This is a genomic window from Desulfobacterales bacterium (genome assembly GCA_028704555.1).
Taxonomy (GTDB): Bacteria; Desulfobacterota; Desulfobacteria; order Desulfobacterales; family JAQWFD01; genus JAQWFD01.
Genome location: JAQWFD010000040.1, coordinates 18,998 through 37,962 on the forward strand (window position 1 = coordinate 18,998; position 18,965 = coordinate 37,962).

Genomic DNA, 18,965 nt, shown 5'->3' on the forward strand with positions numbered 1-18,965 from the left:
TAAAATTTTCTGTCAAGGTAGAAGCGTTTAATAGCTCAAAAAAGTCATTTTTTTGACAAGATGTGTCAAAAAGTTTTGTTCTTACTTTTTTTACAAAAAGTTTAAATTGTTCGACTGGAGAAGGATTGATGAATCTGAAAGCGGTTCTGAGAAAAGGTCGTTCGGTGGCGGTAGCGGCGGTGACGGTGTGGGGACTGTGTCAGATGGCTGATTTTGCGGCAGCGGAAGACGAATTGGCGTATCTTAAACTGTTCTACGATCCGGACGAGCTGGTAGCTACCGCCACGCGCTACCCGAGGCCCGTGTCCGAGGTGGCCGAAAATATGGAAATTGTAACGGCAGATGAGATCGAAAAGATGAACGCCCACACGGTGGCTGAGGTCATAAACACGGTGACCGGGCTTTATGTGCAGTTTTGCGGCAGGGGATTCGGCAGCCTGTCGCAGTTTTACGTCCAGGGCTCGGACAGTACGCATGTCCGGGTGATGATCGACGGGGTGACCTTAAACAGCCGCTCCAGCGGCATTGCCGAGACCAATTTTATTCCCGTGGCCATTATCGACCGGATTGAAATCGTCAAAGGCCCGGCCTCATCGGTCTGGGGCTCATCCCTGGGAGGGGTCATCAACCTCATCACCAAAAGGCCGGCCCCTTCCGGGGAGACTGAGGGGGCTTTCAGCGCCTCTTACGGCGAACGTCACACGCTGGATTACCGGGCGCAGATGTCCGGCAAAATCGGCGGGGTGGGCATTTACGGGTTTGCGGGTCACCAGGCGTCTGACGGGCTGAAAAATAACCGGTGGTTTGAGAGCACGCCGCTTTATTCCAAACTGACCCTGGCCCTATCCCCGGACTGGACGGCGGGGCTGAGCGCCGCCTACAGCGCACCGGAGCAGAATCAGGGGGATTTTCCATCGTACGGGCTCAGTGTCCCCACGGATTTTCGCCATTTTTTCATAACCGCATTTGCCGACGGTCAGTTGCTGCCGAATGTGAAGCTCGCCCTGTCGGGGAATCAGTATCAGTACAAACAGAGCATGTATTACAATTTGCTTTCGACCGATCAGACGGTGATTGATGATTCGTATGATGAAAATAGCGAATCCGTAAGCGCCATATTAACTTGGGAGGCGGCCGTCAATTGCCTGATGCTGGGGGCGGAGTTTGAATCCGCGCAGCTGGATCAGGCGGAAACCCGGTTTTCGTTGACCCGGAGCACCTCGCCCGAGGTGGAGGAATGGACACTTTTTGTCAATGACACGCTCGATCTGGGGCGGGTGACGTTGAATCTCGGCCTCCGGTACGACCATGACAGTCTGACCGGGGACTTTGTCAGCCCGAGCCTGGGGGCCGCGGTTGCCCTGAATGAGGACTCGGTGCTGCGGCTGACGGCCTCACGGGGATACAACCGCCCGAATTTGTCATGGGTGTCCGGCGGCGGGTGGTTTTTTGACCCGAATCCGGATCTTGAACGGGAAACGGTCGGGTCCTGCCAGGCCGGGCTCGAGACAAGGGCCATTGACTACCTGAGAATAAAGGCAATCGCATTTTATCATGCACTGGACGATGAAATACAATATGTTTCTCCGAGCGGCTCCTCCCATGGTTACTGGATCAATTCGGGCGATGTCTGGCGGCAGGGCGTCGAGCTGGAGGCCGGAACTGCCCCGGTGCATCATGTGTCGGTGAGTGCCGGCGGCGTGTACACCCGCATCAAATCCGAAAATGAGTCGCGCGCGCTGGACCGCTACGTGTTCAACACGGGAATTTATTACGATGACAAGACTTCGATGAACGCCGGGTTGACCGGACACTTTATCTACTGGGACGAGCAAGATTCCGCGTTTGACTTTATCTGTGATTTTAATCTGGCCAGGAAAGTTTTTGTCCGAGACCGGATGACTCCGGAAGTTTTTTTCAGCGCTCATAACCTGTTTAACGGAAGTCAGTTTAGAAGTGACATGTATGATGATCCCCGCCGGTGGATCGAGGCCGGAATCCGGGTCCGGTTTTAGAAAGCGCCTGCTCCCGGGGGCGGTTTGCGAGGCAGGCCGTCAGAACGCAGGTAACAGGTTGATTCTTTAACATGAAAGGAGTGCGGCATGAAAATGGATAGACATGAAATCGAGGTGCTGGATGAGGGAAAAGCCATGGAGGACGTATCCACAGAAGATTGCGGCAAGGGTGCGGTAGCTTCCTTAGTGACTGAACCCACGAAAGAGTAACAGTCTATCAGGGGAGGGGAGGTAATAGATGATGCTCTCTGGTTATCTTAAACAATTTTCCTGCAGCGAAGACCCGGACCGGGTGCTGGTCTATTCGACCCGGAGGGCCTCGTTGCTGCGCGTCAGCCGGAGAGTTCTGGATGCTGCCAAAGCCGGCACGCTTTCAGATAAGGATAAACATCTGCTGGCCGCATACGATATTCATCGTCGATGATGCCGCCGCTGAAAAAGAGGCCATGGCCGGCTGCATCGACCGCATCAATGCGAAAAATCCCCGCCTGAAGATCACCGTGGTGCTCAACCTGGACTGCAACTTTGCCTGCCCCTACTGCTACGAGGGGGAAAACAAAGGAAAATTTTACATGTCCGATCAGACCGAGGCCGCCCTCATCTGCTTTATCGAAAAGAGGCTTGCGCCGGAAAAAACCGCGCTGACCGTGGATTTTTACGGGGGAGAGCCCCTGCTGAGCATACCGCGCATCTGCTCGATCTCCGGAAAGCTTGGCGCGCTTGCCGGGGGCCGGGGCGTAACCGGCGGAAATTCATAACACAACGCGGCCGTTTAAAAACAGAAAGGGCAGCTTTGACATCATTATCGATAACATACTTCACACCTGTGATCGGGTGGAAATCGGCATCGGCGGAAATTTCAACCGGGAAAATTACCGCCGGTTTATTGATCTGTTTGACGGCCTTCTCTATCGCGGTATCGGGCCGGAAAAAATCTGCCGGATCAAGTTCGACCCGGTCATGGCACCTCCAAAAAAAAACAAGCGCAAACTGTTTGCGGCTTGCCGAGTTTTTGCGTTTTTTTGTCTCTGCGGTGATAACCGTGGCGGTACCGGTCGATATGAAATGCCGCGGTTTTCGATTACGGCAGCTCAACCGCCTGGTATTTCATATCCAGTGTTTCCATCATCCGGATTCTTTCGGGCGTCATCCGGATCACGATATAGTCGGGTGAGGCCGGATCCGGGATGTATTTTTTTAAAAGGGGAACCGCCTCGTAGAGCCGGAGCTTGTCGGCGATGGTCGTGCTGAGGGCGCAGGGGCCTGATATCCTCACATGTCGTCCCTCAGTGCTTGCAAAACAGTACTCGGCTTGCGGGACTTTTTTCAGGTGGGCGATCTTTTCCGAGGCGCTGGAGGTGGCGCACCACAGCTCGGTTTCCATCCATGCCCATCCGCCTATGGGACGGGCCCCGACGGTTTCGCCGTCCGTGGTAGCCAGTATTCCCCAACCGGTTTTTCTCATCAACGCTTTTACATCTTCCAGGTTCATGAATGACCTCCTTTTGAGCCGTGAGCCGTGAGTCCTCTGTTCTCTGACTTCTGATCTCATCCTTGAATCCGAAGGGCGGACACGGGGGTCCGCCCCATGCGAAGGCTGAAGCCTATACGAGCCGCTATCAGCTTTTCCCTCTTAACTCAACCCAAAGTAATCAATTTTCCGACCTTCGACCTCCGACTTCCGACCTCTGCCTACGCCTCGCCAAACGATCGGGTGAACAGATCTCTGATGGCATCTATGCCCTCGTCGGTCAGGTTGCGGGTGCCGGTTCCGGCAAAGGTGCTGCTGGAAATCACCGGGGTATCTTTCACCCACTGGTTATCTTCCCATGAAAACCAGCTTTTTCGGTCCTGGTCATAGACACTGACGGACCGGTTGAACAGCTTGGCCAGTTCTACGCCCCAGCCGGTGCCGCCCTTTACGGTGCCATCCGGCTGAATCCATCCGATGGCAAACACCTGGTAGCCGTTGTTGACCATGTGAAAGATCGACTGGATGACCTTCCGGATTTTATCGGCTTTCGAATAAGTACGGCCCATGCGTTTTGAAACGATTTCCATGCTGATATCGCCTTTTTTCAGCTCATCCTGTGTCAGCATCCGGATGCCGATGTCTCGCTCCACCAAGTGGCCTTCGAATGAAAAATTGACTTCACGTGTTCCCCAGTGTGCGGCCTGTTTTCCGAACTCGGATTCTGCTCCTTTGTGCCCGCCGCTGTACAGTGTAAATGTTGAAAGATCGCTCATCGGTGTATCTCCTTTTTGTTTTTTTGTGTGGGATATTTACCTGAATTCAGAAGTCCTGAGTTCCCGTGTTTTGTAAAGCAACACAATATGATCGTTTTCAGGAGGTGCATTTGTTTAAAGCCTTCTCAGCGCCTGTCGATCCGGAAGCAAAATGATTTTTACGCCAAGGCGCAAAAAAAAGTTTAGAATTCTTTAAATTTTTGCGGCTTTGTGCGAGATAGATTTGATTGCGGTGTTGCTTTTCAAAATATGATATTTTTTGGTAAACACTTTTTATATCAATATGTTATAATCACTATGTCAGGGGTTCTGAACTTAGGAATTGTCCTGTTAGACGGTTTTTTAAAAAAAATCACCCCGCCGTTTATCGGCAGGGTGAAATAATATAATAAGTCGGTTTTATGGTTTTGCAACCCCTGCCGGGCATTTTTTTCTTTTGCTGGAAATGGCGTAATGAATCTGGTAAAAAACAGGGCCGGCAGAAAACCGTGAGGGTGAGTATCCTCAAAGGACATCCGTTGAGAGGCTCGGATGCCGGACTGTCGGCATTGCGGGAAAAATATTCGGATATCAGAAAATCAATGTAACGCAGGAATCATATGAAATCAGTCGATGGAGACGGCACAAATCAAGGAAAATGGTGGGCCATGACCGGCATCGGGCTCGGTGTGTTCATGGCGACCATCGACGTTAGTATTGTCAATATCTCTCTGCCCACACTGGTTCGGCAGCTGCATACGGATTTTGCCACGGTTCAGTGGGTGGTGATCAGTTATGTGCTGATGCTTACGTCCTTTATGCTGACGGTGGCCCGGCTTGGCGATATGATCGGCAAAAAACAGGTCTGCATGACGGGGGTGACGCTGTTCACCCTGGCGTCGATTTTGTGTGGACTTTCCCCCGGTGCGGGCTGGCTGATCGCTTTCCGGGCACTGCAGGGCCTGGGCGGCTCCATGATGCAGGCGGTCGGCATGGCGATTATTATCGAGATCTTTCCCTCATCCGAGCGGGGCCGGGCGCTGGGCATCATCGGCGGTATTGTTTCGGTCGGCCTTGCCATGGGGCCGCCCCTCGGCGGAATGCTGATCGGTCTGGCCGGATGGCGATCCATCTTTCTGGTCAACGTGCCCCTGGGGCTGATAACCGCCGCGGTGGTCGGCCGGTATGTGCATCTTCCCCCGGTGGCGGGGGCCAGGCCGCGTTTTGATCTGGCTGGCGCGATGATCCTGCTGGTGACCCTGGCGTGCTATGCGCTGGGCATGACGCTGGGCCAGCGGTTCCATTTTCAGGATTTTCGGGTACTGATGCTGCTCGGCGGCTCGGCGGCCGGTCTGGGGCTTTTCATCACGGTCGAATCGCGCGTCTGTCAGCCCATGATCGATCTTGGCCTGTTTAAAAACGTCCTGTTCAGCCTGAACCTGGTGATGGGATTTTTGTCCTTTATGGCCAACGCCGGGATATTCGTGATTCCGTTTTTTCTCCAGATGGTCATGGGCTATTCGACCACGCAGGTCGGCCTGATGCTCATGGTCATCCCCATGGGTATGGGACTGGCCGCCCCATGGGCCGGTATCCTTTCGGACCGGTTCGGGCCCCGGGGCATCAGCCTGATCGGCCTGCTGGTCATTTCGGCAGGCTGCCTGGCGATCAGTTGCCTGCATCCGGGTCTCGGCGTGACGGGGCTGGTCCTGCGGTTGTTTCCCCTGGGAATCGGGATGGGCATATTCCAATCCCCCAACAACAGCGCCATCATGGGTGAAGTGCCCAGACATCACCTGGGGGTGGCATCGGGCCTTCTGGGCCTGTCCCGTACGCTGGGCAATACCTCCGGGATTCCGCTGATCGGCGCCCTGTTTACCGTGATGGCGTTAAATGGCGCCAGTCCGGGACCGGGATTTGATATCACCACCGCACCGGCGGTTGCACTGGTCAGAGGCATTTCGGGAACCTTCCGCATTTCCGCGCTGATCATCTTTGCCGCAGCAGGGTTGTCGGCGGTTGCCTTCCTGATGGACCGCCGCCGGAAAGCAGCAGGGCAGCCGGCTGCCTGATCCGACGGCAGGCTGATTCCGAAAAGTGCCCTGGCGCTGATCATCTCTTCGGGCAGGGCTGCTCTGGACGCCACAGGTCATGTGATGCGGCACTGCCGGTGAAAATTTGATTTGTCATGCCTGAGTAATTAAACTTTACAATAAGTTGGAGGATATTGCAAAAATTCATTGCATGCGGGTTGGCGCGGAAACGAAAAATACATTTCGACTATTTTAGAAATATAGATTGACAGGTGCCGACCCGGCGTATATGAAAGATTGCCATGGAACACGAAAATGCTGCAAAATGTCTGGCTGAGCTTGGCAATACCACCCGGCTTTCCATCTTCCGCTACCTGGTCAGGGCCGGCAGGGGGGGCGTTCCGGTGGGTGATCTCCAGAGGGCGTTGAAGGTGCCTGCATCAACCCTTTCACATCATATTTCCCGTCTGGTGTCAGCCGGTCTGATTCAACAGGTTCGTGAAAGCCGGATACTGTATTGCGTACCTCAGTATGACGTCCTTTCGGAATTGATTCATTTTCTCATGTCCGAATGCTGTACCGGGGTTGGTGATGTCCCGGGTGCTCCCGGGTGTTTTGAAGGGGAATAAGCGGTAGCATCAGATACCTGGAAGGGGGATCCGTTTTTTTGCATGGCTGAGAAGATATGGATTTTGATATGTCCGGAGATGGAGATATCCGGGTATATTTTACGGTTTATAATTCTATTATTTTAGAAGTATAAAATTAAAAAAAGGAGTCATCTCAAATGGACAGTATTCTGGTGATGACGAAAAATGCGCTGGGCTTTTTTGCCTGGACGGTGACTGAGTTGATGGTGCTGTTTGTCGGAATCAGTTTTATCGTAGGGGTGATCAACGAATTTGTTCCCGGCGAAAAAATTCAGGGGATGCTCTCTTCCAGAAAAGGCCGGGGGTATATCGTGGGGGCAGGTCTGGGCGCCCTGACACCGTTTTGCAGCTGTTCAACCATTCCGATTACGGTCGGGTTGCTCAAGGCAGGCGCGGGATTCGGCTCGACCATGTCATTTCTGTTTTCCTCGCCGCTGGTCAATCCGGTGATTGTCAGCCTGTTTTTCATGGCCTTCGGATTGAACGCAACGCTGATCTATTCCATTATGGCTCTGCTCATGGCCATATCGGTCAGTTTTTTGCTCGAAAAATTTAACTTTCAGCGGTTTGTCCGTAATGATGTGCTGGTTGAAAACATAGCCTGTTGCTGCACCCCACCCAAATCGAATCCGGCGGCGGAACCTTTTCCGATGGCGCAAAATACCGGATGCTGTCAGACGGAGATTTTTCCCATGGCCGCCAACGATCCTGCCGGAATTTTGGCAGCAGCTTCCGGAGTCGGCCGATGGCATCGCATATTCATGGAATCAGTGATGCAGTTCAAACACTTTCTGCCGTATATTCTGATCGGTGTGGCATTAGGCGCCCTGGCGTATGGATTTGTCCCCGAGGCATTTTTATTGCGGTATGCCGGTCGGGACAATATTCTGGCCGTACCGTTTTCGGCGGTCATTGGTGTCCCGCTGTATGTGAGAGTTGAAACCATGATACCCGTTGCCATCGCATTGATTGATAAAGGAATGAGCCTGGGGGCGGTCGTTGCCCTGGTTATCGGCGGCGCCGGTGCCAGTATTCCGGAAGTGGTGATGCTGAAGCGGATTTTTAAGCTGCCGATGCTCAGCGCTTTTCTGCTGGCAATTTTCTGGATGGCTGTCGGGACAGGACTGGTATTTAACCTGATGGTTTGAACCGGATTGACGAAATGCCAATTGAGTCTTGATCTGGAATGCGTTTAAAGCTATGAAGTCAGAATTTACGTTACGGCTCATCTGACTAAATCCAAGGAGAAAGTGTGATGGAAACCATTCTGGCACGACTCAGCGGTATCGTATGGGGTCCGGTAACTATCGTTCTGCTGGTAGGTACGGGAATATTTATTACATTACTGGTCCGCGGCATCCAGTTGCGAAAGTTTATCTATGCCTGGAACCTGATTTCGGGAAAGTTCGACAATCCGGAAGATGAAGGGGAAATTACCCATTTTCAGGCGCTGAGCGCCGCCTTGTCGGCCACGATCGGGACCGGCAATATTGCCGGCGTGGGCACGGCAGTTGCGCTGGGTGGTCCGGGCGCTGTCTTCTGGATGTGGGTGACCGCCGTTTTCGGCATGGGCCTCAAGTATGCCGAATGCCTGTTATCGTTGCATTACCGGGTTGTCAATGAGGACGGCACCGTGGGGGCCGGCCCCATGTATTATCTGGAACGGGGCGTGGGCCAGAAGTGGCTGGGTATGCTGTTTGCCGTATTTGCCGTGATTGCCTCCTTTGGCATCGGAAACATGGTTCAGGCCAATTCGGTTGCCGAGCCGGTGCTGACGTATTTTGGAATTCCAAAGATAGTCACCGGACTGGTGATCGGTGCCCTGGTGTTTGCTGTCATTGTCGGGGGGATCAAGCGGATCGGGCAGGTGGCCAGCCGCCTGGTTCCCTTTATGGCCATATTTTATATTGCCGGCGCGTTGCTGGTTATTTTCAGGTATATGGACGGCGTCCCGGCTGCCTTTTCACTCATTTTTCATGATGCGTTCTGCGGAACGGCCGCTGCCGGTGGTTTTACGGGGGCTGCGGTGGCGCAGGCCATTCGGTTCGGTGTTGCCAGAGGTGTGTTTTCCAATGAGGCAGGGCTTGGCAGCGCACCGATTGCTCATGGTGCGGCCCAGACCAGCGAACCTGTCCGGGAAGGCCTGGTCGCCATGCTGGGGCCCTTTATCGATACGATCGTGATCTGCACCATGACCGCTCTTGTCATTATCCTTACCGATGCCTACAAACTGGGCCTTACCGGTGCGGATTTGACCGCCAATGCGTTCGGGACCGGTATGCCGGGGCCGGGGGGGTATATCGTGGCCTTCGGCATTATCTTTTTTGCCTTTTCAACTGCCATCAGCTGGTCGTATTACGGAGACCGGTGCATTGACTACCTGTTCGGTAAAAAAATGGTGATGCCCTACCGGATATTCTACTGCCTGCTGCTGCCGGTCGGTGCGTCGGTTCAACTGGACCTGGTATGGACGATTTCGGATATCGGCAACGCCCTGATGGCATGGCCCAATCTGATCGGGTTGATTGTTCTGAGTCCGGTCGTGCTCCGGATGACAAAGGAATATTTTTCCGACCCGCAGCGGATTTATCCGCTCAAAAAAAACCGCGGCGGAGTGTGAGAATAGCTGATGAGCCAGCCCGGGCAAGGCCGCGGATCCTGTCGGAAAAGTGATTATATGATTTCATGGATTTTTTCCCGCCGGCCCGGTTTTACAGATGTGCACCGCAATATTTGCAATAGCCGGCATCCGGGTCATGCCCCTCAGCCCCGCACTGCGGGCATGCCTGTGTGGATGTCGTTTTTTTGACGGCCTGGGCGATGCCGACGGTTACAATGCCCGTGGGAACGGCAATAATTCCGTAGCCCATGATCATGACCAGGGAGGCGATGGCCTTTCCGAACGGTGTCTGAGGGGACACATCTCCGTAACCGACGGTGGTCATTGTTACGATCGCCCAGTATATGCTGGCCGGAATGTCGGTGAAGCCATTTTCTTCCCCTTCGATGACATACATTAACGAGCCGATGATGACTACGATCGTGATAACGGCCAGGAGAAATACACTGATTTTCCGGCGGCTGGCCCGCAGGGCGCTGGTGAGCACCTTTGCTTCGTTCAGGTAGGCGGTCAGCTTGAATACTCTGAAGATGCGAAGGAGGCGCAGAATCCGAACGGTCAGCAGATACTGGCTGCCGGGCATAAAAAGGCTTGCATACGTCGGAATGACGGCCAGAAGATCTACTATTCCGAAAAAACTTTTTGCGTAGCGCAAGGGCCGCCCCACGCTGAGCAGCCTCAGGATGTACTCGATCGTGAATAAAATCGTGAAAAACCACTCGATGGCGAACAGCGTGCTGCCGAACTTGCTCTTGAAACCGGACATGCTTTCCAGAATGACAGCCGATACGCTGATAATGATGCTCCAGATCAACACGACATCAAACGCTTTGCCGGCAGGCGTATCGGCTTCGAATATGATTTCGTGCAGCTGGCTTCGCCAGCGTGGAGCCGGTCGATGGTCAAAAGGGTCAGATATCATTACTTGCCCGTTCGGGGAAAATACATACCTGTAATTTTTGATGAACCCCTAAGAAGTACCCACACCCTTCATTTTCGCGCAGGCGGGATTGCTCTATGGGCCCCGTCAGGAATAAATTGTGTCGAGGCCCTGAAGTAAAGACTCGGTTTGTAAATCCAGTATGGATCTCTAAATGCTGTAATGCCCCGAAGCTTCGGGCTGGTACAGAATTTCTTCTATTCTGATGCGCCGGATGCCTGCCGGGACCTTCCATTCCACCTCATCTCCGGCGGAATATCCTAAAATGGCGGTACCCACGGGAGATACAATAGAAATCCTGTTTCGATCGATATCTGCGCTCAGGGGAAAAACCAGCGTAACCACCATCTCCTTATTGGTATCCAGGTCAAGCAGCCTGACTTTTGAGTTCATGGTAACCACATTTGCCGGGACTTTTTTTGAATCAACCACTATGCCCCGGGACAGTTCTTTTTCCAGTTCTTCCAGATCCAACCGGTCACGGGAATCGAAAGTCATTTCCTTTTCAAGGAGTTGTTCAAGTCGTTCCAGATCAAATTTTGTAATGTAGATCGTTCTATCGTTCATTGCTTTTCTCCTGAAATATTAGGGGATACAGCGTCTGAGTAATTGCGGATGCGCATAAATTCGATCCGGAGATATCTTCAGACAACGACCGAAGTGCCGTATTAACGAAAAGTCATTTTTGCCGCCGTTTCCAGCCTGATGGACATGTTCATACGTTGAGTGAAATAAAAGGTATAAACATAAGTAATATTTAGAACCGAAACAGATAAAATTCAAGTATAATTAGTGTTCGCTCCATAAATTCAGCGAATTTGATCCCATGTATTTTTTAAAGCAACACAATGATATAGCTTTCATTGGACTGATCAAAGCTGTGATAACGGGGAAAAATATTCACACCGCCCGCTTCGTTTGGCGGACTTGATCATAACCGCGGCCATATTCTCTTACGTGTAGTTTCGAAGTCCCGGCCGTTGCCGGCGTAGAACATTGCACGATCGGGGGAAAAGCTGCCGGGGCCATGAAGCGTTAAGAAGCGCAAACTGTTTGAGGCTTGCCGGGTTTTTGCGCTTTAGCTTCATGGCCCCGGCATCCCCCCGTATCATGCTGGAGAAGCCGGAAACGGACGGGACGGTCCTCACGACGTTATGGGCGCAGTTATTCAAGCCCGTTTGCGCTCCAGGTGAACCGATTCCGGCTTTGTATAAAAAATAAAAGAGACATGCCCTTTCGGAATTGGTATGGTTGCCGGAGGCAATGATTCCTGATGGCTTTCGCCTTCAGGGGGATACAACTCAACAGGAGATTTAACCATGGTTCCCGATATAGCGTGGCAGTGCCCTCTGCTGGCAGCAGTAGGTGTGGTGGCCGGTGTGCTGAACGTCATCGCAGGGGGTGGTTCGATGCTGACCCTTCCCCTGCTGATTTTCATGGGCCTGCCATCGGCGACCGCCAACGGTACTAACCGTGTGGCCATTTTATGCCAGAATGTCGTTGCGGTCAGAGGGTTTCGAAAACAGGGGGTTTTCCCGGCAAAACTGGCCTTTTTATGCACCGGTCCTGCCCTGGTGGGCAGTTATTTCGGGGCCCGCATGGCGGTCAATATCGATGATCAGCTGTTCAACCGGGTTCTGGCGGTCATTATGGTCGGTGTGCTGGTGCTGACCCTCGTGGATCCGGCCCGCCGCTGGCAGATCAAAGCATGCCACATGACGCCGCTGCGCACCGGGGTGCTGCTGCTTTCTTTTTTCGGGATCGGTATCTATGGCGGATGTGTCCAGGCGGGTGTGGGGTTTTTCATCATTTCAGCTCTGCTGGTACATGGCCTTGATCTGGTGCGCATCAACGCCGTAAAGGTGTTTGTCATCGTTGCCTTTAATATTGTTGCGCTGGTTGTTTTCATGGGTCACGGGCAGGTTAATTATGGCCTTGGTTTCTCACTGGCAGCCGGAAACTCAATCGGTGGCTGGATAGGCAGTCATCTGGCCGTGAAAAAAGGCCATGACTGGATCCGGAAAATCGTTTTCCTCATGGTCCTGGTTTTTGCTGTTAAACTGCTTGTGTGGTGATAAAAAGTCGTTATAAATTCTACTTGTATTAGCCTGAAAAGTATGATTCTGATAGCTGAATTATGGTGCTGCGGAAAAAGAAAATGGAGACAGATCGATTATGCTGTCCATCTATTCTCTGCATCTGGAGCGAAGCGGCCGGTGAACACAGGGGGGAAGAAAAGCCACGCACACCCCCCGCGGTTTGACAGATTATTTCGCCGCATCCATCATGATTTCAGATAGAATATTATTTACCTGTTTCCATTATTACAATGGTCGTCCTCAACTTTTTCTGTTTCAGGGAAATTGATAAGGTTGTTTAGATATGTCAAGGACATCCCCAACTTTCTTTGCTGAGAATTTACTGGGTTGTTGCACTGGACAAGCCGGGTTCCGTATAGACGTTTCTGTAACTGAGCTCGGTGTATTAATGCACTGATAAGTGCTAACCCGGAGTGGGTTGATAGACTTTCGTTTCCCTCTTTGATTGTGTAAACGATCGGCATATAGTTGCACTTTTCAAATAAAATTTGTTTTTAGAAGCCGTATTTTATAAAAATATCAATATAATAAACATATTAAAGCAGATTTGATGCCACTTTTCCTGGATAAATTAAAACTAATCATTCCTTTAATAAAAGACTATTGTACAGGGAAGTACCGCAAAATTCCTTTTCTGTCCATCCTGGGGATTTTTTTGGCAATTCTCTATATAATCAATCCATTAGATCTTATTCCTGATTATTTGTTGGGAATTGGCCAAATTGATGATGCTGCGGTTATGGCCCTTTGCTTGTTTTTACTGGACAGGGATTTGGAAGAATATAAAGAATGGAAAATAAGTCATCCATCAGGGGGTAAATCATGATAAAAAAATACCTCTCCATGCTCAGCTCACGGGATTAATATTTGATTCTCTCTGTTGGAAATCCGTTCAGAACTGACACATCGACAATAAGAACAATAGTTGCCCACTTTTTCAAACCGGGTAATGATAGTGCCCATCGCCTGTTTTTCTATCATTTTGATCTGTTGTGATAACCGCTCAATAAGGTTGAGGTATCTTTGAGCCAAAAAGAAAAGGCCCGGATTGGAAAATAACTGCCCCAGGCTCTCTTCGGTCAGTTTCTTGATATTGTTTACGGGCATCCGGCTCCCTGTATTTCTGGTAATCATGCTTTGAAATCTGAGGATATCTGCGGTTTGCTGTCTGGCAAACAACATCCTTCGTCGCAGCAAATCTCTTATGGCTCGGGTTTCTTGGGATAGATATAGCCTTGCGGCAAAATGCCAAGCTTGAGCATATGGGCCAATCATAAGGCCTTCCACTTGTCATCGCTATACTTTATCCCTTCGTACTGTTTAATCGCCGCAGGATTGGCAAGAAGAACATTGTAACCATGTTCCCGCCATCCATCCACAAGCCAATGCCAGTTATAGGCGGATTCGACACAGAGTTCCATCGAGCACCTCCTGTAACGTCGTATAATTAACTAATATGCTGGTTTTGATAATTATACTTTCGGGGGGTGTTTTTTTTAAACTTTTCAGGCTGTAGTGACACTTAGGGCTCACTCAAAAATAACTTCACATTTTAAGCGCCGATGCATCCTGTCTGGCGGCGTTATGAAAGCTCGGAATATGCTTGATATTCATGCACTTTCGTGCCTTGCCAGACAGGCGCCTCAACACTTAAAATTGCGAACTTATTTCTGAGCGAACCCTTAGCGTAGAAATTCGAAGGAAATGTCACGTTTGAAAAGTCCTCTGCAGAGAATTGTGCAGAAGATTCACGCTCTGTTCGCCCTTTATATGGATATCAAACCTTGATTTGTCATTATAAGGATTTAAATCACAAATCAAGGTTTGACCCCGGGCCCTGCCACTCTCTGGATATTTTTTCCATGATGGTGCGGTGCCCCGCATATTCGTTGCGCTGTTCAAGGCCGCTGAATATGATGTGATAAAGAGCCCCTGGAGCATCGATTCTTGATTCGCGCGGCATGATGGTCTTGGCGATCTTGTGCTGTACGCGGGTTAGGCGATATGTCTAAATTTCCTGTTTTTAGACAGTTGCATCTATTATTTGAGTTTGAATGTTTGGATTAAGTGCCACGTTGTGGGTGAACATATTAAATAACTGTGGTTGTAATACAAATCTCCATCCACCATTTCGATAATAGAGAAAATTAAAGGCGTTGGGTGCAGGCATCTGCTGATTAACATCCCCATAGTCGTCAAAAGTTATGAAAGACACAATTTGTTGGCCCTGATTGTGTATAAGTTGATTTATGTTTTGATTGCCGGGATGCTGATTGTGATAAATTCTAATCATACCCGGCCCCAACGGAGAGCCTGTTACTACAAGCGCACACCCGTTCATTGCGGCGGTAAATACAAACCTGTACGGTGGATTGATTCTCGGAACATCAACAAATCCCGGAAGCACGTTACCTTGTATAAAAGGGCACCAATAGGCATGGATTGGCGGATCGTCATGAAGAACATTTCCCACCGGAGTTAACGTGACTTGAGGTGTCTGCCCGTCACCCTGTAAGTCAAATGCTCCCTGTTTAGCATTGTTAAGTATCAAAGCCTGCATTTGATGCGCTTGGTTCGCTTGATCACGCATAAACCAAGCCACGCCATTAATGGCCCGTTGTCTGATGTACCATACCGGGTCAGCTCTGAATAGTGTGTTGTGTCCGTTCATAACAACCTCTGCTGCTTGGATGTGGCGCCTGACAAATAGCGTTTATTCATTATTCCGCATGAAAAGCCAGCTTCTATCCAGGGTCGGAGCAGCTATTATATCGATATTTCATCAAATGTGTTTAAAATAGGGGTTGGTCATAACATCGGCCATATAGCCCCGGCTTAATTTTACTTAATATCGAAATGGATGAGAAAAATAGGTAGACAAAAATAGCCCGATCTGAGAATAGACAATTCGCTAAAACAACCCATTCAATGAGAGGAACAACACTCAACCATACCGGGCTATGAACTCTAAATACGACGATTTTTTTTAAAAAGCAAATTCCAAAATTAGTTGGCCAAAAGAAAAAAAGGGACAGGTAAGTTATGCAATCAATCCATCGATGTTCTGCGTATCAAGCGAAGCGTGCGGTGAACAGGTGGAGAAAAAGGGTCAAGTCTGCCTTTGACTCTTATTGATTTTGAGCAAGGGTCAAAGGCAGACTTGACCCCTTTTCTTTTTTGTTCATTGAATACTACCTTTAACCGTTAACGGCATAACGCTGCTAATCAGGCGCGCGGCTTTTTGGTCGGCTGGATTAGCCTGTTCGGCCTTTCTATGATTAAAAAATATCAGCATCAAGTCCCATTGCCTTGGCACGTGCTTTCCATTGTTCCCGCGCTAGAGCTCGCAGGTCTTCAACAGCGTCTGTTTCATCCATAATTTCCATGCCCATAAGCGTCTCGATTAAATCTTCTAATGTCACCAGCCCATCAGTCCCTCCATGCTCATTGATGACTATAGCGATGTGCTGGCGATCTTTGAGTAACTGCTCCAACAATAATGTCAACGATACCGAATCCGGAACAGCAAGTATTTCACGCTTCAGTGTATTGAGTTTTTTATCGCCTTGCTTCTGCGCGGCGTTAATCAGTACATCCTCTTTAAGTACAAAACCAGTTATGTCGTCAATATGCGTCGTGTAGAGCGGCAGACGTGAAAAAGGAGTTTGGGTAACTTGTTTCAACGAATCGATAATCTTCATGTCCTCGGGCAATGCCGAGATTACAGTACGTGGTGTCATGATATCGTCCACTTTTAACGACTCGAATCGCAATAAATTTCGGATAACCCTTGATTCCTTATCTCGAATATGCCCCGTCTCTACTCCTACCTGAGCCATGGCGATGAATTCGTCTCTACTGAAAATGTGAATATCTTTTCCGTGTGAAATGAACTTTGTCAGTCTCTTCGATATCCACACAATTGGATAAAAGACCACAATCAGAGTGTTTACAAAATACGAAATTGGATCTACAAGTATTGGCCACCAGACGGTGCCTAAAGTCTTAGGCACGATTTCGGAAAGAAAAAGGATCAAAAGCGTCATGGTAGCCGAAAACAGGCCAAACCATGCGCTTCCAAATACGACTGTCGCTTTGGCCCCAGCACCGATCGCGCCAACAGTATGCGCAATAGTGTTTAATGTCAAAATGGCAGCAAGTGATTGGTCAACATTATCTTGCCTCAGTCGTGTCAAAAGGGCTGCATGCTTTGGCCGTTTTTCCTTCTGTCCTTCGATATATGAAGGCGTAATGCTTAAGAGTACCGCCTCCGCTACTGAGCAGAGAAATGAAAAGACCAATGCCAGTAGCACATATATTATCAACAGCAGACCATCAGTGTTCATATCATTAAGGCCTCTTTCGTGAGAACTCTCTAAGTCAACGTCATGAGCTGAGATAGCCAATACCAGTGGACTATCAGGTGTCAATACCGTGGCAAAAGTCCAGGTCGATCATTCTAATAACAATCTCATAGGAATTGCCTGTTTGCTTATTACATGACCGAACGGGGAGCTCAGCCGGCCGGGGCATATAGCCGAGCAGGTTGCAAAAAGCCAAAAAAGGGGTCAAGTCTGCCTTTGACTCTTATTGATTTTGAGCAAGGGTCAAAGGCAAATTTGACCCTTTTCGCGTTTATATCCCCAGTGCTCACAGCTGTTTTCATGCCTTTCCATTTTGCTCTTAGCATCGCATTCTGTTCTGATTCATCCAAAAGGGCATGGCGGGACATCCTTAAATATCTAAATAAATTAATTTGTTAAACTATAGTTGTAGCGTTTTGCAAGTGCTTCGCCTCTTTTTGCAGCATAGCCAGCGCCCGAAACGGTCATTTCAAGCTTTCCGGCAAGTTCGGTCAGGGATATACCCAGCTGGCTTGAACACCAGTAACAAAAAAGGCCCCGGGCATTTGCACGGATTTTCTGGCGGCCTTTTTGAAATATTTCATCCGGTTCGATTTCATAAATCACAGCGACTTTTTCAGCGACGCGATCAACGTCGTATCCAAGCCGTTTGAGTTCATAGCCGCGTTCAAACTGCTCTTTTGCGGAGGACAGCACTGACATCACAAAATCCGAATCGCCAAGTATACGCTCATCGCCTTTTATCCGGTCCATCCCTTTTAACCGTATCTTTTTCACTTCAGCCCAACCGCCTACGCTACGGATCAATCCGCCGCCGACCAGCTCCGGGCGCCGGCCCATGGAAATGCCGGCCTTAACATAGGCAAGGTATCGTTCGCGAGCGGTAGCAGCACTTTCGTCAAAGCACCCGAGCACATAGGCAGCATCCTGCCATCCGCATTCGCCTTTTCCTGCCAGCAATCTGTGGCCGCTGAAAGCATAGCTATTGAGAGCCCTGAAGTCATTAACCATATCGGCCCTGAGCGGATTCAGGTGAATATAGCGCACAAGTTCTTTAAGGTAGGCGTCTTCCTGGCAGATAATGGATTTATATCGGTTCTGAAAAAGCTGACCATGGCGCCTGTGACGGTGGTTAAAGCTGACCGCATATCCTGTTAAAAGTCGCCGCATCAGTACAGCAAGACCGCAAGGCCCGGAGCGAAAAAGAAAATGGGCATGATTGGTCATCAAAACCCAAGCATAACAGCGGGTCCGTGTTTCGGGGATAAGCTGTGCGAACCGGTCGATAAAATTTTCCTTATCAGCTTTATCCCGGAAGATTTCCTTTCGTTCAATTCCCCGGATTATCACGTGGTGTAAAATTCCGGGCGTATCTAATCTGGCTAATCTCGGCATATTTTTTCAATAACACAAACAGAGAAATTGTTCCAGTTATTTAGATAATTAAGGACGTCCCCAAAAATTTCTAAAGAAAATAAAAAAATCTTGACATAAGGGATATAGAATGTCCCTTTATTCCTCCCATGTTGTTAATTACTCCAACATATTAAAATGCTTTGTGCTGAGCATAGGCCGAACACGAAAATTATGGGCGCAGGCTGTTTTGCGTCCGGTGCATTTTTGGGTTCGGCAAAGCCGCTGTCATGTATTTTTCAAATTCTGTCAAGAATGAAGACCTGACCTTGCTATCTTTGTGAGCAAAAACTTTTTCTTATGACATCGGTGGGTAATATGCCATATTTGGCCCGGCATGTAATGCCTTTTTGTTCTCGCCATGGCTATATCGTTATTTTTGACTCCAAAAAGCTCAAAATAGCCCCGTTTTTAGGGGTGTAATTTAACCTTATCTGTAACTATTCAGCGAAAAAACAAAAAGTAGCTAAAAAAAGATTTGACAGGGTTTTTCTGAAAAATTTTAAAATTCAACTTGATATGACTTTATTGTCGTATTCCGATAATAATGAATCTGATAGGGCAATCTGAGGTGTTTTCAGCTAAATACGACACCCCTTTCATCT

The 18,965-nt window shown here is 49.6% G+C and carries 19 protein-coding genes; 10 read left to right on the top strand and 9 right to left on the bottom strand.

Annotation, left to right across the window (positions count from 1 at the left end; translation table 11 throughout):
- Positions 1-128 precede the first annotated feature (128 nt).
- From PHQ97_13225 to PHQ97_13240, 4 genes are all read left to right on the top strand, one after another.
- On the top strand, positions 129-2,015 hold the full coding sequence (locus tag PHQ97_13225; GenBank protein MDD4393698.1) for a TonB-dependent receptor: 1,887 nt from the start codon (positions 129-131) through the stop codon (positions 2,013-2,015).
- An 87-nt stretch (positions 2,016-2,102) separates the two neighbouring features.
- On the top strand, positions 2,103-2,225 hold the full coding sequence (locus PHQ97_13230) for a hypothetical protein (GenBank protein ID MDD4393699.1): 123 nt from the start codon (positions 2,103-2,105) through the stop codon (positions 2,223-2,225).
- Between the two features lie 28 nt (positions 2,226-2,253).
- Positions 2,254-2,439: a hypothetical protein gene (locus tag PHQ97_13235; GenBank protein ID MDD4393700.1), complete on the top strand. Its 186-nt coding sequence runs from the start codon at positions 2,254-2,256 to the stop codon at positions 2,437-2,439.
- Positions 2,366-2,773 (top strand): 4Fe-4S cluster-binding domain-containing protein, encoded by a 408-nt coding sequence (locus PHQ97_13240; protein ID MDD4393701.1) that lies wholly within the window; start codon positions 2,366-2,368, stop codon positions 2,771-2,773. Before PHQ97_13235 ends, PHQ97_13240 begins: the two co-directional genes overlap by 74 nt.
- 323 nt (positions 2,774-3,096) lie before the next feature.
- On the opposite strand, the gene PHQ97_13245 is transcribed toward PHQ97_13240, so the two are convergent.
- Positions 3,097-3,507 (bottom strand): pyridoxamine 5'-phosphate oxidase family protein, encoded by a 411-nt coding sequence (locus PHQ97_13245; protein MDD4393702.1) that lies wholly within the window; start codon positions 3,505-3,507, stop codon positions 3,097-3,099.
- A gap of 200 nt (positions 3,508-3,707) precedes the next feature.
- Positions 3,708-4,262 carry a hypothetical protein gene (locus tag PHQ97_13250; protein MDD4393703.1) on the bottom strand — a complete coding sequence of 185 codons (555 nt, stop codon included), beginning with the start codon at positions 4,260-4,262 and terminating at the stop codon, positions 3,708-3,710.
- Positions 4,263-4,861: 599 nt separating this feature from the next.
- On the opposite strand from PHQ97_13250, the gene PHQ97_13255 reads away from it, so the two are divergent.
- The 4 genes from PHQ97_13255 (at position 4,862) to PHQ97_13270 (ending at position 9,544) form a co-directional block, all read left to right on the top strand.
- A complete protein-coding gene (locus PHQ97_13255; protein ID MDD4393704.1) occupies positions 4,862-6,313 on the top strand; it encodes an MFS transporter in 1,452 nt (483 codons plus the stop codon).
- 263 nt (positions 6,314-6,576) lie between these two features.
- Positions 6,577-6,903, top strand: coding sequence for a helix-turn-helix transcriptional regulator (locus PHQ97_13260; GenBank protein ID MDD4393705.1), 327 nt, complete (start codon positions 6,577-6,579; stop codon positions 6,901-6,903).
- Positions 6,904-7,061: 158 nt separating this feature from the next.
- Positions 7,062-8,072, top strand: a complete 1,011-nt coding sequence (locus PHQ97_13265; protein ID MDD4393706.1) for a permease — start codon at positions 7,062-7,064, stop codon at positions 8,070-8,072.
- 107 nt (positions 8,073-8,179) lie between these two features.
- Entirely contained in the window at positions 8,180-9,544 is a 1,365-nt protein-coding gene (locus PHQ97_13270) for a sodium:alanine symporter family protein (protein MDD4393707.1), read from the top strand.
- 91 nt (positions 9,545-9,635) lie between these two features.
- Here the strand turns inward: PHQ97_13270 and PHQ97_13275 are convergent, their stop codons facing one another.
- Positions 9,636-10,466, bottom strand: coding sequence for an ion transporter (locus tag PHQ97_13275; GenBank protein ID MDD4393708.1), 831 nt, complete (start codon positions 10,464-10,466; stop codon positions 9,636-9,638).
- Positions 10,467-10,634: 168 nt separating this feature from the next.
- Entirely contained in the window at positions 10,635-11,051 is a 417-nt protein-coding gene (gene rnk / locus PHQ97_13280; protein MDD4393709.1) for a nucleoside diphosphate kinase regulator, read from the bottom strand.
- Between the two features lie 752 nt (positions 11,052-11,803).
- On the opposite strand from rnk, the gene PHQ97_13285 reads away from it, so the two are divergent.
- Positions 11,804-12,559, top strand: a complete 756-nt coding sequence (locus tag PHQ97_13285) for a sulfite exporter TauE/SafE family protein (protein ID MDD4393710.1) — start codon at positions 11,804-11,806, stop codon at positions 12,557-12,559.
- A gap of 574 nt (positions 12,560-13,133) precedes the next feature.
- Positions 13,134-13,409: a DUF1232 domain-containing protein gene (locus PHQ97_13290; GenBank protein MDD4393711.1), complete on the top strand. Its 276-nt coding sequence runs from the start codon at positions 13,134-13,136 to the stop codon at positions 13,407-13,409.
- A 26-nt stretch (positions 13,410-13,435) separates the two neighbouring features.
- Here the strand turns inward: PHQ97_13290 and PHQ97_13295 are convergent, their stop codons facing one another.
- The 5 genes from PHQ97_13295 to PHQ97_13315 form a co-directional block, all read right to left on the bottom strand.
- Complete coding sequence (locus tag PHQ97_13295) at positions 13,436-13,690, bottom strand: hypothetical protein (protein ID MDD4393712.1); 255 nt, start codon at positions 13,688-13,690, stop codon at positions 13,436-13,438.
- A gap of 164 nt (positions 13,691-13,854) precedes the next feature.
- Positions 13,855-14,004, bottom strand: a complete 150-nt coding sequence (locus PHQ97_13300) for a hypothetical protein (GenBank protein ID MDD4393713.1) — start codon at positions 14,002-14,004, stop codon at positions 13,855-13,857.
- Positions 14,005-14,606: 602 nt separating this feature from the next.
- Positions 14,607-15,254, bottom strand: a complete 648-nt coding sequence (locus PHQ97_13305; GenBank protein MDD4393714.1) for a hypothetical protein — start codon at positions 15,252-15,254, stop codon at positions 14,607-14,609.
- A gap of 607 nt (positions 15,255-15,861) precedes the next feature.
- On the bottom strand, positions 15,862-16,929 hold the full coding sequence (locus PHQ97_13310; protein MDD4393715.1) for a hemolysin family protein: 1,068 nt from the start codon (positions 16,927-16,929) through the stop codon (positions 15,862-15,864).
- A gap of 405 nt (positions 16,930-17,334) precedes the next feature.
- Entirely contained in the window at positions 17,335-18,342 is a 1,008-nt protein-coding gene (locus PHQ97_13315; protein MDD4393716.1) for a transposase, read from the bottom strand.
- Between the last annotated feature and the right edge of the window lie 623 nt (positions 18,343-18,965).

What these genes read in the sequence shown, in the direction of transcription:
- PHQ97_13260 (MDD4393705.1), top strand. Translation starts at nt 6,577, where the DNA reads ATGGAACACGAAAATGCTGCAAAATGTCTGGCTGAGCTTGGCAATACC.
- PHQ97_13285 (MDD4393710.1), top strand. Translation starts at nt 11,804, where the DNA reads ATGGTTCCCGATATAGCGTGGCAGTGCCCTCTGCTGGCAGCAGTAGGT.
- PHQ97_13305 (MDD4393714.1), bottom strand. Translation starts at nt 15,254, where the DNA reads ATGAACGGACACAACACACTATTCAGAGCTGACCCGGTATGGTACATC.
- PHQ97_13240 (MDD4393701.1), top strand. Translation starts at nt 2,366, where the DNA reads ATGCTGCCAAAGCCGGCACGCTTTCAGATAAGGATAAACATCTGCTGG.
- PHQ97_13230 (MDD4393699.1), top strand. Translation starts at nt 2,103, where the DNA reads ATGAAAATGGATAGACATGAAATCGAGGTGCTGGATGAGGGAAAAGCC.
- rnk (MDD4393709.1), bottom strand. Translation starts at nt 11,051, where the DNA reads ATGAACGATAGAACGATCTACATTACAAAATTTGATCTGGAACGACTT.
- PHQ97_13250 (MDD4393703.1), bottom strand. Translation starts at nt 4,262, where the DNA reads ATGAGCGATCTTTCAACATTTACACTGTACAGCGGCGGGCACAAAGGA.
- PHQ97_13295 (MDD4393712.1), bottom strand. Translation starts at nt 13,690, where the DNA reads ATGCCCGTAAACAATATCAAGAAACTGACCGAAGAGAGCCTGGGGCAG.
- PHQ97_13275 (MDD4393708.1), bottom strand. Translation starts at nt 10,466, where the DNA reads ATGATATCTGACCCTTTTGACCATCGACCGGCTCCACGCTGGCGAAGC.
- PHQ97_13235 (MDD4393700.1), top strand. Translation starts at nt 2,254, where the DNA reads ATGATGCTCTCTGGTTATCTTAAACAATTTTCCTGCAGCGAAGACCCG.
- PHQ97_13265 (MDD4393706.1), top strand. Translation starts at nt 7,062, where the DNA reads ATGGACAGTATTCTGGTGATGACGAAAAATGCGCTGGGCTTTTTTGCC.
- PHQ97_13315 (MDD4393716.1), bottom strand. Translation starts at nt 18,342, where the DNA reads ATGCCGAGATTAGCCAGATTAGATACGCCCGGAATTTTACACCACGTG.
- PHQ97_13290 (MDD4393711.1), top strand. Translation starts at nt 13,134, where the DNA reads ATGCCACTTTTCCTGGATAAATTAAAACTAATCATTCCTTTAATAAAA.
- PHQ97_13225 (MDD4393698.1), top strand. Translation starts at nt 129, where the DNA reads ATGAATCTGAAAGCGGTTCTGAGAAAAGGTCGTTCGGTGGCGGTAGCG.
- PHQ97_13255 (MDD4393704.1), top strand. Translation starts at nt 4,862, where the DNA reads ATGAAATCAGTCGATGGAGACGGCACAAATCAAGGAAAATGGTGGGCC.
- PHQ97_13245 (MDD4393702.1), bottom strand. Translation starts at nt 3,507, where the DNA reads ATGAACCTGGAAGATGTAAAAGCGTTGATGAGAAAAACCGGTTGGGGA.
- PHQ97_13300 (MDD4393713.1), bottom strand. Translation starts at nt 14,004, where the DNA reads ATGGAACTCTGTGTCGAATCCGCCTATAACTGGCATTGGCTTGTGGAT.
- PHQ97_13270 (MDD4393707.1), top strand. Translation starts at nt 8,180, where the DNA reads ATGGAAACCATTCTGGCACGACTCAGCGGTATCGTATGGGGTCCGGTA.
- PHQ97_13310 (MDD4393715.1), bottom strand. Translation starts at nt 16,929, where the DNA reads ATGAACACTGATGGTCTGCTGTTGATAATATATGTGCTACTGGCATTG.